This is a genomic window from Shewanella oneidensis MR-1 (assembly GCF_000146165.2).
Lineage (GTDB): Bacteria > Pseudomonadota > Gammaproteobacteria > Enterobacterales > Shewanellaceae > Shewanella > Shewanella oneidensis.
Genome location: NC_004347.2, coordinates 4,344,663 through 4,359,935, shown reverse-complemented (window position 1 = coordinate 4,359,935; position 15,273 = coordinate 4,344,663). Strand labels below are relative to the sequence as shown.

Here is a 15,273-nt window from a genome sequence, read left to right as displayed (position 1 = left end):
AGGAGTGAGACACAATTTGGACGGGTCAATAGGCACTAAAAAGCCGAACTGAGTTCGGCTTTTTAGTGGATTTACGACTTAATTGATGATTAAGCGAAAGCTGCTTGCAGTTGTGGTACCACTTGTTTCTTACGGCTTAATACGCCATCTAACCACACTTTGCCATCGACAGGAGTTTTACCGTAGGCACGGTTAATCAGTTCGGCATCATCCGAAACCACTAACAGCTCTGAGCCTTCTTTCATGATGTCGGTCAGCAGTAACAGTACGCTGTGGCGGTTGCCTTCAACTTTCAGAGCTTTGATATCGGCTTCTAGTTCGGCTTTGATTGCATCAAAGACTGACAGATCAATCACTTCTAACTGGCCGATACCGACTAAGTTACCGTTCATGTTGAAGTCTTTGAAATCGCGCATCACGAGGTCGCGTGCTGGCGTGCCTTCAACGGCTGATTTCACTTTGAACATTTCCATGCCCAGGGCTTTATAGTCTTCGATGCCAGCGATTTCGGCCAAGGCTTCTACGCAGCGAATGTCAGCAGTGGTGCAGGTGGGCGATTTGAAGATCACAGTGTCGCTCAGGATGGCGCACATCATAATACCAGCGATGTTTTTAGGGATGGCGACTTGGTAAAAGTCATACATCATTTTGATCACTGTGTTGCTGCAACCAACTGGGCGGATCCAGCACTCTAATGGGGTATCAGTGGTCAGATCGCCCAGTTTGTGGTGATCCACAATACCCACGATAGTCGCTTTGGCGATATCGTCCGGCGCTTGAGTCAGTTCAGAGTGGTCAACAATGTAAACCTGCTCGCCTGCATAACTGGTTTTGTATTCTGGTGCTTCAAAGCCAAAACGCTCTAGAATGAAAGCGGTTTCGGGTGATAACTCACCTAAACGTGCGGCAACGGCTTCTTCACCGATTTGGTTTTTTAAATAAGCTAACGCGATAGCACCACAGATTGAATCAGAATCGGGGATTTTGTGACCGACAACGTACATAGGCATTTCAGGGACTCTCCTTTAAATTTGTGCCAATTTTAACAATATTTCGCCCGATTCGGAAATAGCCAAAGCGCATATCGCTGCGCCTTTAAGTGGCTATTCCACTCAACATCGACCTCAGGCATGAAGCATGATTACATCTCGTTTTAGATTTTCACTTTTATCACGACTTTACGCACGGCCACTGGGGAGTCGCTTGTGCCAGGCATATGCATGTCCCCTGGGAAAAAGAGCGCAAACATGCCTGCTTTAAGCTGAATATAAGAGGCATTTTTTTTGTTGGACTCGTAATCAAATTCGGCGTAGTCGTGTTTATCGAAATAAGGCTTTGATGGGGTTTGGTCAGCTAATGGCAGATAACCAAACTCTTCTTCACCACTGACCACATACTGTACATCAATATATTTTTGATGTACTTCAAAGGGTTCGGTCGATTGTGGCTTGGTTTGGTAATCATTGACGATCACGAAAATATTATCGCCATCGAGAGGGTAATTTCCAACGGGCAGTTGGCTAAAATCCGTTGTGGCTAAGTGTGCTAATGCTGTGGCAATACGTGGGCTGAGTGATTGATAAATATGGCGATTAGCTAAAGTATCGACAATCATGGGGTACTCGATAGCGCAGATAAAGTTAAATTGTAAAGATTATAATCAGATCACTGCCGTTAGGACATAAGCTTTAGACATAAAAAACATACTATAAATAACGAGCAATGCGTTTGAGCTCGGCGTAAGTGATGAGTTGGCTGAGGTAGAGATTGGTGTCGATAATGGGCTTGGCTTCGGGTAAGGTGGTTTTGTTTACCAATAAAAACAGATCGCAAACTAAATATGTTTCATTGCTATTTTAATCAGTTGAATCTAAATAGTCCGTAAATGAAACTCATTAATGGAGTGACCTCATGAAGCTAAAAGCGACCGCCCCTTGTACACTCTTTGCTTGCTAAGCCTTTTTTCTGTAGGTGGTTGCAATGGTAGTAACAATGACAAGGCTGAACAGATATCCGTCGAAGATCAACCTGTAGTAGCTGAGATGCGGCGCAGTTCACCAGAACCACGAGAGGGCTACGATTGGAAGTTGTGGATCGATGAAATGGACCAAGAAGGTGATCGTCGGGTTTTTCTGTTCTATGCACAGAAAAATGACGATGTCGATGCGGCTGAACTCAGATTTCTGTGTCTTGCATCGGAAGGTGAAGTTTATGCGGCCGTTCGCGTCGTTGATGATAATCTATATAATGAGGTGGATTTAAGTAGCCAAAACGAAAAGCTGACTCTAAAAGCCAGTAGCAGTGATAGAATGGTCAGCTCTGAACCATTTACGAGTAACTCTACTTTTATGCAAGATTTCGCCAAAAGTGGCTGGCTGCAATTGAATGTTACGCAAAATATGGAGGGTATAAGCGATGGTTTTATGGTTGAAATGGCGATCAGTACACCGGAGGGCATGCAAGCGATAGCTGATTTCGTTAACAACTGTAATCCCGGTGATATGAAATAGTCTAGCATTCCTATATCCACAACTTTTAGTTGCATGCCGCTCCAAGCACATAAATTGTTTTAGCCATAAAGTACCGTTGGCGGTGGGACTGGTTATCGCCGCAGCAAGCATTTTATTTAGCAGTAAAGCCTTAGGTTGGCATTTTGAGCGTGTAGTCTTTAGTCAGCAATTCGTGGCTTCACCCTTTCGGCTGCTAGAGGATTGACCAACTCAGCAAGCGCCGCTCACCGCGGCCAATATGGATGCCGTGATGTTAGCAACGGATTCCATTCCACTGTTGCTTGCACTTGTATCTCAAATAGAGGGGTCACTGCCCTTTGGTAAAGTCCCCGACCGTGAAGGTTTCAAACAACTGAGCGCATGCAATATTGCTGTCGCCTTAAGTGAGCGTCTTGCCGATGAATTTGCTGAGGTTTACGTAAAAGGGAAGGTGTTAGACCACTTATCGCCTCTGCAAGGTTAGGGGCCAATCAAGCTAAAATCTTTTTTGCTGTCAGCGACTTTGGGATGGAAATAATTTCTGCTGCTACACTCTAATTTTGTAAGGTGGTTGTTTTTTGAACGCATCTTCTAACTGTTCTGGTCTAATCCCATCGGACACTTAATTTTGAGACAGTATGGTCAATAAATTAAGAGGTCTATATGAGTCTGAAAAAATCACATAAGAGTTATCCGCAGGCATTTAAAGATGAAGCCGTCTTGATGGTGCTGGAGCAAGGTTATAGCGTTGCCGATGCGGCAAAGTCTCTTGGAGTTAGCACGAGCCTGCTTTACAACTGGAAGGAAAAACACGAAGCCCTGCAACAAGGCATCACCTTAGAAGAGTCTGAGCGTGATGAGTTGAAGCGATTGCGTAGAGAAAACAAAGAATTACGCATGGAGAAAGAAATTCTAAAAAAGGCAAGCGCCTTCTTTGCGAGAGAAATGAAGTAAGATTTCGTTTCATCAAACTGCAATCTCACCTGTTTCCCATAACACTGTTATGTCGAGTAATGAGTGTCAGTAAGTCAGGCTATTACGATTGGCATAAACGCCCTGCAAACGTGATAAGCGTTGAAACACTGAAGCTTTATCGCCTTGTTCGACAGCTATTTAAGCAAAGTCGAGGCAGCTTAGGGAATCGTGAAATGGTGAAGAAATTGCGCAAGGAAGGCTACCAGGTTGGTCGCTATCTCGTTCGTAAAATTATGCACCGCCTTCGACTCAAAGCAACCCAGCGATGTGCTTACAAGGTGACGACACAGCGAAAACACTCAGATGCAGTGGCTGATAACCTGTTAAACATGAACTTTAATCCAGTATCGGCTAATCAGGTCTGGGCGGGTGACGTGACCTATTTAAAGACGGGTGAAGGCTGGATGTACTTAGCTGTGGTGATGGATTTATATTCACGCCGGATTGTGGGATGGCGCATAGACAAACGCATGACCACAGATTTGATATCCAAGGCATTAATAAAAGCCTACAACCTGCGACAACCAGCGCGAGGGCTGGTATTTCACAGTGACCGAGGCTCGCAATATACCAGTAAACAATTCGGTAGGCTGCTATCGAGCTATGGTATCCGAGCCAGCATGGGTGATGTGGGTGCGTGTTGGGATAATGCCGTTGTTGAGCGATTCTTTGGTAGCTTGAAACACGATTGGATTTTTAAAGTTGCTCAACCAACAAGGGAGTTTATGAAGCAAGATGTGACGGCTTACATCAAATATTACAACTTGGAGCGACTTCATTCTGCTAATAACGATCTGTCACCTGTAGAGTTTGAGAATTCTCAAGTAAAAGTGTCCAGTTTGGGTTGACCAGTACAAACGTTGGGCAGGAGGTTGCTATGCAAACACGAGAAATGGCGTTAATTATGCGCGATGCCTTGTTACTGCCACAGGGAAGGATTGAGGTCCGCGTGGTCGAACCGGGTCAATTGCGTATGGTTGCTGATGTCTTAAAAGGCAAATACGATTTGGCCTTTGCGGCGATGAAACCCAGTGGCAATCCGCCCTGTTATCCGACTGCGACACAATGTGAGATTATTGATTTTAATCAGTTAGAAGATGACACCCTCAGCATCGTTTTAGAGGGGCGCCAAAGGGTGAGTATTCTTTCGGCGGCGCAAGCGAAAGATAAACTGTGGATGTCCCGTACTTTACCGTGCCAAAACTGGCAGGAAGAACCGATAAAAGGGGAGTTCGAGCTGATCAGCGCTGCCCTTGAACAGTTTTATGAGGTGAACCCCGACTTGCTGGAGTTATACTCTCAAGTGCATTTAGAAGATGCGGCTTGGGTCAGTCAGCGTTGGTTAGAAGTGCTGCCCATGTATAATCGCGATAAGCTGGTGCTGGCAAATCAACCCGATTGCCACAAAACTATGGACTTTGTTTTGCAACTCATCAAGTCCCATGTGGACTGAAAAACCACACCGAGGCTAAAATAGCGGCTCATTGTAGCCGCTATTTGTTGATATGACCCAAACCGCCCGCGCCGCCCAACCTTCCTTTGTGGTACTTCCTTTAGAAGTGGTGGATAAACCCACGGTATTTTCTTTTTTGATTGACCACTATGCCCATATTGGCGAAGCGGTTTGGCGCCAGCGCATCCTCGATGGCAAAGTGCATTGGCAAGACGGCAGCTTGATTGGGCTCGATACCGCTTATCGCCCGACGGCGAGGGCCTATTACTATCGCGAAGTGCCGGTGGAGGCAAAAGTCCCGTTCGCGGAGCAGATTTTATTTCAAGATGACAACCTTATCTTGGCCTACAAACCGCATTTTTTACCCGTCACCCCCAGCGGTGATTATGTGAATGAGTGCCTCGTGCATCGTTTACGCCTGCGAACGGGTATCGACACTATCGCCCCTGCCCACAGGTTAGACCGGGAAACCGCTGGCGTAATTCTGATGACGACTCGCCCAGAAACGCGGCATATTTATCACCAACTATTTGTCGATGACGCTATTCGTAAAGATTATCAAGCGATTGCCAAACTCACGCCTGAACTTTTGGCGCAACATGCGAGTGGCGAATTAACTTTGCCACGACATTGGACGGTCAAAAATCGTATGCAGCGCAGCGAACCCAGTTTTACCATGAAAATAGTCGAAGGCGAGGCAAATACTCACTCGGAAATAAGCTTGATCGCGATTAAAGGGGAATTTGGATTATTCCAATTAAGTCCGATTACCGGCAAAACTCACCAACTGCGGGTACATATGCAAAGTCTTGGTATGCCATTATTAAATGACCGCTTTTATCCAATGTTATTACCTAAAGGGCCAGATGATTTTGCGAGGCCACTGCAACTGATGGCGCAGCGCTTACGCTTTATCGATCCCGTCACTGGCACGAAACATGATGTTCAGGGTGAACAATTGTATCTATAAATAGGTTGATGTTACTTATTTGTTTATTTTTATTTTGTTATTTTTTAATATTCGGTCTTTGGTTGAAATATTGATTTAATATGTTTATATTGATTTTTAACATAAATAGTTAAGATCAATATTGCTGTGATTAAAGCGAGTTTTGATATTCTTTTTTACACTATTTTGACTCCTACCTAATCTATACTCAGTGTTAGAACGACTTTCTAATGATAGCTGAGTTTAGGGTCTACTCCTTATGGGTTATTACACGGATGTTTATATCTGTACAAGGTTTTTTATATGACATCTAAACTTTCTTTGAATGCTATAAATAATTGTTATTTAGATAATTTCGTCTGGATTGGTCCCTGTCATCAGCACCCTTGGCACCCTGAGTTTGAAACGTTTAATTCAGTGGAGGCTTTGTTAGAGCAAGGGCGGACAGTTGAACTAATCGTATTATCATTGCAAGCTGAAGAACAAGATAAGTGTTTACGTGCACTGAGGAAAAATGACTCTACCTTTTTGAGTCATATATTAGTTTGCCATGAGAGCGCTTTGTCTCCTTATTTAGCGAATGGATTGTGGGATGCTGGTTATGATGAATGCTATCAAATATATCAACTTAAGAAAAAACAGATTAAGTTAGATTATCACGATGATCCCCGTTACAAATTACTGACTTATTTGTGGTGCCATGAAAATACCATATTAGAACCCCATTCCGTTCCTGAAAAAACCTACCTCTATGATTACCCATTATTACGCTGTTTTGGTATTAATCCAGAGGAAAGTTTTGCTTGGTTGGGGGAATTACAAAAATCTCAGTTGATTGAAAAGGCAGAATTATCTAATCGATTACGTTTTTGTCCCAGTTGTCATTCAGGACATCTGAATTACATCGATGTCTGCCCTCAATGTCATAGCATAGACACTGAGCTACAAAGTAGTTTGCATTGTTTTAACTGTGGGCATGTTGGTGCACAAGCATCATTTCGCAAGTTGAACACCCTAAGCTGCCCAAACTGCTTACAGAGTTTGCGTCATATTGGTGTGGACTATGACAGACCGATCGAGAATCAACATTGTAACAGTTGCCAAACTTTGTTCGTTGATGCTGTGGTGGAAGCAAAATGTCTACATTGCCAGGTCAGTAGCAAGTTGAATGATCTGCATGTGAGGAATGTGTACAGTTTTAAACTGGCGATAACTGGCCGCACCCTTGTGCGACAAGGACGCTCGCTATCTTGGTTTGCTTTGGAGCCGGGTGAGCAAATGACCAGTGCTCAGTTTTATTGGTTGCTCGATTGGCAAAATAAATTGGCGAAACGTCACCATCAAACCCATTCTATTTTGTCGATTCAAATGCTGAATGTAGATGAGTTTTTACGGGCAGAGGGTGAGGCGAAGGGCTTTGCTCAGCTTGATGCTTTGCAAGATCGTCTGCGAAGCGTTATTCGGGTGACTGATGCGTGTAGCAATTATACCCGTGATGGTTTGTTGATGTTGTTACCCATGACAGAGATGAGCCAGCTAAATAGTATTTATAAGAAGTTGTTTGATCTTAAAGAATTGCAATCCACATCTAAGATTGAATTTAGCGTAAAAGCTCTGACCTTACCGGCGGAGATTGGCGAAAATGTGGCTGAATGGCTCACGGATCAATTAGTTAAAGCTAAGCCAATATGACTGAATTCAACACCATCAGCTACATGGTGCTAGATATCTGGCATCAATTGGCTGAACACTTAAGCTTTTTCGCTTGGCTGGTGCCGCTCATACTGCTGTATGAGGCTCCACTGATGTTGTTGGTGCTCACTGGCATTATGCGGTTTTACTACACCAGTTTCGTGCAGATCCCTCGGCAGTCGCTTTATAAACCTAAAGTGTCCTGCGTGATCACTTGTTATGCCGAGGGGGAAGCGGTCAAATCGACAATCGACTCCTTTATCGAACAGGTTTACGACGGTGAGATTGAGATCATTGCCGTTGTCGATGGCGCTGTCCAAAACGCGCTGACCTATCAAGTTGCGATGGCGGCGGCTAAGGCTTGCCAAGTACCAAATCGCAAGGTGGTGGTGTTGCCTAAATGGCAGCGGGGTGGCCGAGTGTCGACTTTAAATGCGGGTCTATCGGTTGCCACGGGCGAGATTGTGATCAATGCCGATGCTGATACCTCTTTCGATAACGATATGGTGTCGCAGATCGTGCCCTATTTTGAAGATCCTAATGTGCCCGCTGTAGGGGGGGCATTAAGGGTGCGCAATGTGAACGAATCGATACTGACTCGAATGCAAGCGATTGAGTATCTGATCTCAATGCAAGGTGGAAAAACCGGACTTGGGCAATGGAATCTGCTGAATAATATTTCTGGGGCTTTTGGTGCATTTAGGCGGACTTTTTTAATTCAAATTGGCGGCTGGGATACTCATACCGCCGAAGATTTGGATTTAACCGTGAGGATTAAGCAATACTTTAAGCGCCACCCTGACTGGCATATTCCTTTTGCGACCTTGGCTGTTGGCCATACAGATGCGCCAGCCGATCTCAAAACCTTAGTGTTACAGCGCCTGCGTTGGGATGGGGATCTGTTATTTCTGTATTTTCGTAAACACTGGCCAGCATTTACGCCTAAGCTGTTAGGCACTGGGACTTTTCTCTTTACCTTGCTCTATGGCTTTTTACAGAACGTGTTGATGCCCTTCGTCATCGTATTTTATTCCTTAGGGATAGTGCTGAGTTATCCTTGGCAGTTTATTACCTCGATTTCGCTCACGATTTATGGCTTTTATCTTGCCATTTTGGTGTTCTTTTACTTAGTGGTGCTATTGGCGATTTCGGAGCGACTATCCCAGGATTTACGTTTAGCCATCTGGTTACCTTTATATCCTTTTTATGCGCTGTTTATGCGTTTAGTGTGTCTATTTGCGCTCTTGAATGAAGTTGTTCGCCGCTCCCATGAAGAAAGCTCAATGGCGCCATGGTGGGTTTTGAAACGTGGGAGAAAGTTTTAATGAAAGTGAATTATCAGCCTAGCCATAAGGCACAGCGACCAACCGATGACAAAGGTATCGGGGTAAAATATGCCGCAGCTAAAAGGGGGGGCTTTAAAGGGCGTTGGTACTTGTTATTAACCTTAGTTATTGCACCTGTAGTTGTGGTCGGCTGGATATTACTGCGTCCCCATTTGTTTATTTTGGCCAGTGGCATAGTGACGACTGAGCCCTTAGAAGTGCGCGCCCCAAGTGCTGGGGATGTGGCCGCGATTATGGTGAAACGAGGTGATGTGCTCGCCAGTGGTGCCAATATTCTCACCTTAGTCGATACGCAGTTAGGTGCCCAAATTCAAGAGTTAGAGAAGCAATTGTCTCAGCTTGAGTTTGATCATCTCAGCCTCAATGCTGAAATCCTTACGCAATTACAACAGCGTATCGCTGTCGCGGCAGAAGGCGTTACGCGGCAGGATGGTTTGCTCGACAGTTTTGAGCGTTATCAGCGTCAAGGAGTTGTTCCCACCGCGGATATGGCGGCAGTGTTGCAGGCGCATACGGCTTCAAAAATGGCACTTGAACAGGCAAAAGTCGACTTAATGCAGGCGCGTCAGGGGCAGAAGACTGAGTTGCTCGCGGGGGCCATCGCGCAATCAAAATACAATATCGAGCTGCAGTTGGCCCGATTAAAAGCACAGGAATCGCAATTACATATTAAGGCACTTAATCCTACGCGGGTTGTTGATGTGTTAGTGCAAGTAGGTGAGCATATCGTTGAAGACAGACCCTTAGTCTTACTCTCCGGTCGTGAGGCTGCGGTCATTTTTGCTTACCTTGAACCTAAGTATCTGGAATATACCAACATAGGTCAAAAGGCGACCATTAAGTTACCCAATAGTACTTGGCTTCGCGCTGAGATCTCTGAGCCCACCGAGCTGGTGGGTCGCTTACCTAAACAATTGTCGGGTCCCTTTGATGGCGAAAAACCCGTTTTGAAAATTACCTTAAAACCGGAAACTGCGTTGCCTACTGCGATTGAGGGCGTGCCAGTTGAAGTGAGTTTTGACTATCTTTGGTAGCCATTTCGATCGAGGCAAATGCAGTTCTTAATAAGGCCAAGCGAAGATGGTGTACAAATTTTATTACTGTTCTGTGTGTTACACCTTTGGCTTTAAACTAGTTGGCGGTAGTCTTGTATGGTTATGATAGGTCCTACTAAAGTGTTAGTGCTGCGTTTTATCGGCCCATTTGGATGGTAAGATGACCCAATCTGCAATCATTTCAATTTTGCTCTGTATCGCAGTGCTTTTAGGTGCCATGTATTTTGGTAGCTGGACGAAGCATCCCTATGTGCAAGAGTTGACGACAGAGATCTGTAAAGCGAGCGCGGTGATCGAACCCAAAAAACCAAGTGCAGAGGTCATGCAGGAGGATAAGAGTAAAGCCGAGTCATCATCCTTACCAAAGGTCATTTGGGATCAGATGTTAGATAATACCTCGCCACCTAAGCCCCCTGTATCGCCGTTATTTAATCAGAGTTTGCCCAGACAAGAAGATAGCGCAACTACACCTGACCATTCAGGGGCGGATGAAACGCGTGTTGAACCGTTGGAATAAACTACTCTTGCCTTGGTGGTTCGAACCGAGTTTCGCTCATATCCCCATGTAATACGGCAATTTTAGTGGGCTCGCCATTATCCGCTAATACCAAAATACCTATGCCGCTGCGGTTGACTAAACGCTTGCTCCGTTCGCCATTTGGTCGTCTGCCGCGCAATGACATCCGCTTTCGCTTGGTAAACAGGTTTAACGGTGAAAAATGGCCGTAAAGCCAACCATTGAGTTTGTCGAAAAGTGGTAATAGTTTTTCAGGGAACTGATTTTTAATCCCACTGCAGGTAATTTGGTAAATATTCGGGCTGCTACGGCGAAAGCGAATGTTGATGTCATAGGCAAAGGAGTAGTGTACATCCCCTGAAAGGATGACGAATTGCTCTGGGGTTTTTCGGTGCATAAAGATGCTTAGCAAAGCATTGGCAGCGCCCGGATGCGCCATCCAGTTTTCCGCATCGACCAGTAGCGAAGCACCTATCAAGGTAGCCATCCGTTGCACCGCTTCAATCACTTTGACGCCAAACATCGGCGCGGGCGAGACGATAATGACCTTAGATTGGCCGAGCAGCGCCTGTTGTAAGTCCATCAAGGCTTCCCAATCCATCAAGCCCGAGGGTTTGGCAAGATTCGATTCACTGCGCCAACGGCGGGTGCGAGTATCGAGTACAACCAGCTTGGGTGAGGTGTCTAAGGTGTAATGCCATTGCTCAAATGTCAGTAAGATATCAATCAAGGCGTCCTGAGTGTTAGGCTCGGGGCGATTGAAAAACGCATCCAACTTTGGGCGAACTTCTGCATTAAATTTACGCGGTGCATTACCTAACCCTTGGAATAAGGTATAGGCAATCAAGGCGTTACCAATTATTCGTTTAGAAAAGGCATGGCCGTAGGCGGCCTGCTCCCACTTGGTGGTGAGATTCCAATCATCGGTAATATCATGGTCATCAAACATCATATACACGGGAATATGCGCCATAAGGCGCCTAACCTGAGTGAGTCCCGCTTTAAAGGCCAGCAAGTTTTGCCATTCCTTTTGCCACCGCAGCTTATTTGCCAGCGAAAGGCCGTCGACATCCTTGGGTAAATCAAGTAGCTCCCATAGCTCTGGCGACCAAGTGAGTAGATACTGGGCGATCATTTCACTCAGGCTAACTAAATGGTTTTCTGCGATGGATGAGGTAAAAATCGGATGATTGACATACCAGCGCCAGAGTGCGGTTTTAGCGGAATATTCGGTGCGTGGCAACAAGGTTTTATGGCGTAAGTACAAGCTATCGGCTTGATAACTGATTGATTCACTTCCCGAAATATTGGCGCCACTAAAGGTTTCATGGTGCAGGCCGAGTTTTTCGATCACCTGACCAATGGCGCATAACATGGGGCCAGCCACATCATCCACATAAACTTGATCGCCACTGAGCATCAACAGGGCTGGGCGCTGCTGCGGATCTCCATCGATAAGCTGTGCTAGCTTAGTATCTGCGGCGACTAAGGCATCCTCGCTGTGGTGGTGGGGGTTGCGACATGAGCCGTGCCATACCTGTTTGAGTTCGGTGCAAAAGTAAACATGGGGTGAGTCGGCACCGCTATAGTGCAATCCGTTGACACCATTGAAAATATCGCCAATCCCCTTAGCTGATACGCGGTAAAAAATGCTCGAGTTAGGTGTGAGCAGATGAGGGCGAGACAGGCTAATCAAATATTGAAAGGCGTGCTTGCCGAGTGGGATGCAATGCACTTCTTCCTCAGCTAACCCATAACTTTGCTCCCCTAAGACCAGTTGTAATTCGGTTAATGGCTCGCGGCTCACAAACCAGAGGGTAAAGTGCGAGGTATCGCAGTGGCGCAGCATCGGGCCTGCGAGGATAAGGGGAAGTGCTTGAGTCAAATTCAGCCTTTTGATCGTTAATTGGGTTACCTTGAGTCAAACCTATGCGGTTAAGCACAGGCAAATAAGAGTAAACAAGTGCGTTGAATATGAAAAGCTTTTAGAATTATCCGCCAAATGAATGGCTAAGGAGCTTGGGGCAATATGGCAAATATCATGGTGACGGGCGCAACCGGATTGCTCGGCAGGGCGGTGGTTAAACAGTTAACTGCCGCAGGGCATCGGGTGATAGCCACCGGCTTTAGCTGCGCCGAAGCGAATATCCATAAACTCGATTTAACCCAAGCGATTGCGGTAGAAGCCTTTATTGCCCGCGAACGGCCAGAGGTTATCGTGCACTGCGCCGCAGAGCGTCGCCCCGATGTGTCTGAGCAGTCTCCGGAACAGGCTTTGGCGCTTAATCTTAGTGCTAGCCAAACCCTAGCTAAGGCCGCTAAACAGCATGGAGCTTGGCTGCTGTATATCTCAACCGACTATGTGTTTGATGGCACAACGCCGCCCTATGCCGAAGATGCCGCGCCCAATCCGGTTAACTTTTATGGTGAGTCTAAATTACAGGGCGAAACCTGTGTGCTGAATACCGACAGCCGTTTTGCGGTATTACGTTTACCGATACTCTACGGCGAAGTGACTCAACTGAGCGAATCTGCGGTATTAGTGTTAATCAATCAATTGTTGGATAGCAGGCCGCAGCGGGTCGATGCTTGGGCTATTCGTTCGCCTACCTCGACGGCGGATATTGCTGGCGCCATCGCTAAGTTGATCAAGCGGCAGTTACATGCTGCCGATGTGTTAGGGATTTATCATTTTAGTTCGCCGCAAACCATGACTAAGTACCAAATGCTACTGAGCTTAGGTGAGTTATTGGCGATTGACACCGCGCATTTAACTCCAGAACTTACACCGATGGATAGCGCTAAAAGGCCGCAGAACTGCACCTTAAGTTGCGGGCGTTTAGCGGCGCTGGGCATTTATTCTGAGTTGGAATTTAGCGCAGGGCTTAATCAGGCGCTCGCTCAATCCAGTGCAGCACTTGCAGCTGTTGGCCTTAAGCTTAAGGAATAATGATGGTTAAAATTTTAGGAGCGAATCTGCAAGCGGCCGACCAAGTCGCGCTGCTGCGCACCTTAGGGTTATTGCTGCAAATCGGTTTGACGTTGTTTGCCGCCGATACCTTTGGCCTGAGTTTGCAAATGGAGCCGCTCATGCACGTTTTTGTGCTGGAGGTGCTCTATCTTTCGCTCACATTAGCATTACGTAAACCCTTGTTTGCCAAAGAGCGTGGTCTGTTTATCGCCCTAAGTCTGGATACGTTGTTTTGGATTTCTTGGCTGTATTTTTCGGGCGGGGCGACCAATGCGTTTATTTCGCTATTATTATTACCTATCGCCTTGGCCGCGGTCACATTGCCCATTTGGGCCCCTTGGAGCCTGACCGCGATATCAACCCTCGCCTATAGCGTGATGATTTTTACCGTGCCAGAGTCGCAGATGCAGCACCATGGCATGGATATGAGTTCCCACTATTTAGGCATGTGGTTTAATTTTGTGATTTCCGCCTTAGTGCTGACCACCAGCGTGGCGCTGATTGCCAAACGTATGCGCCGTCAGGATGCGCAGCTTGCCTATATGCGTGAAGGGCAGTTAAGACAAGAACAGTTAGTGGCGCTTGGTACTGTGTCAGCACAAATGGCCCATCAATTAGCGACGCCACTCTCAACACTGCATTTATTGCTCGATGAGTTAAGGGAAGAAACTCCTGAACCCTCAATAACCTTAGTTGAAATGGAAACTGCGCTGGGGCGTTGTGAACATACTTTGGCGGAACTGCGATTGGCTACCGAGTCGATTCGTGACCGTCGTCAGCGGCCTCAAAATATCACTGAGCTGGTGGTCGGATTAAAACAGAAAACCCAGTTATTGATGCCACAAACTGCGCTAAATTGGTTGATAACCTGTGAGCCTAAGCTGCTAGAAGAAAAGCAGATCTTAACCGATATGAGCTTAACTCCCGCGATTATGGCCCTGATTGAAAATGCCGCCCGCGCCAGTGTCGAAACCATAGGTACTTCGCAGGTGGATATAAGCGTCGATTGTTCGCCAAGCGAGGGGCAGGCCTATTTGCAGATCCGTGATTATGGTGCGGGTATCGCCCCCTCATTATTGCCACAATTAGGCACCTTATTAATCGAAAGCCCTAAAGGCTTAGGCGTGGCCTTGTTACTGAGCCATGCCAGTCTTGAGCGTTTAGGCGCGGAGCTTATTTTGGCGAATCACCCCCAAGGCGGCACTGTGGCGCAAATTCGTTTTACACTCTTGGCGCCTAAAGTGCCAACTGGAGAAATAGTATGAAACGGCTATTGATTATTGAAGATGATCAAGCGCTTGCAGGTATTTTAGCGCGGCGTTTGACCCGCCATGGGTTTGAATGTCGTTTAAGTCACGATGCCAGTAGTGCCCTGCTGGTGGCGCGGGAGTGTTGCCCAACCCATATCCTGCTGGATATGAAATTGGCCGAGGCCAACGGCCTGAGTTTAATTGTACCGCTGCGTAATTTGTTACCTAAAGTGGTGATGGTGCTACTGACGGGCTACGCCAGCATTGCCACCGCGGTGGAGGCGATTCGTCTTGGCGCGGATAACTATCTGGCTAAACCCGTTGACACCCAAACCCTGTTGGCCGCCTTTGAGCTTGATGTTCATTCCAATAACCTGCAAGAAGATGACGTTGACGACTCGCCGCTTAATCCTAAACGGCTGGAGTGGGAGCATATTCAGCAGGTGCTCAATGCTAATCAGGGCAATGTGTCGGCCACCGCTCGGCAACTGGGTATGCACCGCCGTACCCTACAACGCAAGTTATTAAAGAAACCAGTGAGTGAAACTGGGCCGCTCAAGTAAACGAGAATTCGCT

15 protein-coding genes are annotated in these 15,273 nt (G+C 46.5%); 12 read left to right on the top strand and 3 right to left on the bottom strand.

Features of this window, described 5'->3' with window-relative positions:
• Positions 1–89: 89 nt before the first annotated feature.
• Both SO_RS19400 and SO_RS19395 read right to left on the bottom strand, forming a co-directional pair.
• On the bottom strand, positions 90–1,010 hold the full coding sequence (locus tag SO_RS19400) for a manganese-dependent inorganic pyrophosphatase (RefSeq protein ID WP_011073874.1): 921 nt from the start codon (positions 1,008–1,010) through the stop codon (positions 90–92).
• Positions 1,011–1,153: 143 nt separating this feature from the next.
• Entirely contained in the window at positions 1,154–1,615 is a 462-nt protein-coding gene (locus SO_RS19395) for a NanQ anomerase/TabA/YiaL family protein (RefSeq protein WP_011073873.1), read from the bottom strand.
• Between the two features lie 487 nt (positions 1,616–2,102).
• Between SO_RS19395 and SO_RS19390 the strand changes: the two genes are divergently transcribed.
• The 9 genes from SO_RS19390 (at position 2,103) to SO_RS19350 (ending at position 10,476) form a co-directional block, all read left to right on the top strand.
• Positions 2,103–2,510: a hypothetical protein gene (locus tag SO_RS19390; protein WP_164925785.1), complete on the top strand. Its 408-nt coding sequence runs from the start codon at positions 2,103–2,105 to the stop codon at positions 2,508–2,510.
• Between the two features lie 250 nt (positions 2,511–2,760).
• Positions 2,761–2,973 carry a hypothetical protein gene (locus SO_RS19385; protein WP_164925784.1) on the top strand — a complete coding sequence of 71 codons (213 nt, stop codon included), beginning with the start codon at positions 2,761–2,763 and terminating at the stop codon, positions 2,971–2,973.
• Between the two features lie 179 nt (positions 2,974–3,152).
• A protein-coding gene (locus tag SO_RS19380; RefSeq protein WP_141135407.1) for an IS3-like element ISSod1 family transposase occupies positions 3,153–4,312 on the top strand; the annotation gives its coding sequence in 2 pieces (ribosomal slippage) (positions 3,153–3,402 and positions 3,402–4,312; 1,161 coding nt in all).
• Positions 4,313–4,341: 29 nt separating this feature from the next.
• Positions 4,342–4,917: an LON peptidase substrate-binding domain-containing protein gene (locus SO_RS19375; protein WP_011073871.1), complete on the top strand. Its 576-nt coding sequence runs from the start codon at positions 4,342–4,344 to the stop codon at positions 4,915–4,917.
• A 52-nt stretch (positions 4,918–4,969) separates the two neighbouring features.
• On the top strand, positions 4,970–5,887 hold the full coding sequence (locus SO_RS19370) for a pseudouridine synthase (protein ID WP_011073870.1): 918 nt from the start codon (positions 4,970–4,972) through the stop codon (positions 5,885–5,887).
• Positions 5,888–6,169: 282 nt separating this feature from the next.
• The gene (mxdA, locus tag SO_RS19365; RefSeq protein WP_011073869.1) at positions 6,170–7,558 is read left to right on the top strand and encodes a c-di-GMP binding protein MxdA; all 1,389 of its coding nucleotides are present in this window, start codon (positions 6,170–6,172) and stop codon (positions 7,556–7,558) included.
• A complete protein-coding gene (locus SO_RS19360) occupies positions 7,555–8,883 on the top strand; it encodes a glycosyltransferase family 2 protein (RefSeq protein ID WP_011073868.1) in 1,329 nt (442 codons plus the stop codon). The genes mxdA and SO_RS19360 overlap by 4 nt, the downstream gene beginning before the upstream one ends.
• The gene (locus SO_RS19355) at positions 8,883–9,938 is read left to right on the top strand and encodes an HlyD family secretion protein (RefSeq protein ID WP_011073867.1); all 1,056 of its coding nucleotides are present in this window, start codon (positions 8,883–8,885) and stop codon (positions 9,936–9,938) included. The genes SO_RS19360 and SO_RS19355 overlap by 1 nt, the downstream gene beginning before the upstream one ends.
• Positions 9,939–10,119: 181 nt before the next feature.
• Positions 10,120–10,476 carry a hypothetical protein gene (locus SO_RS19350; protein WP_011073866.1) on the top strand — a complete coding sequence of 119 codons (357 nt, stop codon included), beginning with the start codon at positions 10,120–10,122 and terminating at the stop codon, positions 10,474–10,476.
• A 1-nt stretch (position 10,477) separates the two neighbouring features.
• On the opposite strand, the gene SO_RS19345 is transcribed toward SO_RS19350, so the two are convergent.
• The gene (locus SO_RS19345) at positions 10,478–12,325 is read right to left on the bottom strand and encodes an alkaline phosphatase D family protein (protein ID WP_011073865.1); all 1,848 of its coding nucleotides are present in this window, start codon (positions 12,323–12,325) and stop codon (positions 10,478–10,480) included.
• A gap of 180 nt (positions 12,326–12,505) precedes the next feature.
• On the opposite strand from SO_RS19345, the gene SO_RS19340 reads away from it, so the two are divergent.
• Genes SO_RS19340 through SO_RS19330 form a run of 3 tightly spaced genes read left to right on the top strand, consistent with a single transcriptional unit; the run spans position 12,506 to position 15,260 of the window.
• Positions 12,506–13,426: a dTDP-4-dehydrorhamnose reductase family protein gene (locus SO_RS19340; RefSeq protein ID WP_011073864.1), complete on the top strand. Its 921-nt coding sequence runs from the start codon at positions 12,506–12,508 to the stop codon at positions 13,424–13,426.
• A gap of 2 nt (positions 13,427–13,428) precedes the next feature.
• Entirely contained in the window at positions 13,429–14,712 is a 1,284-nt protein-coding gene (locus SO_RS19335) for a sensor histidine kinase (RefSeq protein ID WP_011073863.1), read from the top strand.
• Positions 14,709–15,260, top strand: coding sequence for a response regulator transcription factor (locus tag SO_RS19330; RefSeq protein WP_011073862.1), 552 nt, complete (start codon positions 14,709–14,711; stop codon positions 15,258–15,260). Before SO_RS19335 ends, SO_RS19330 begins: the two co-directional genes overlap by 4 nt.
• The last annotated feature ends 13 nt before the right edge of the window (positions 15,261–15,273 follow it).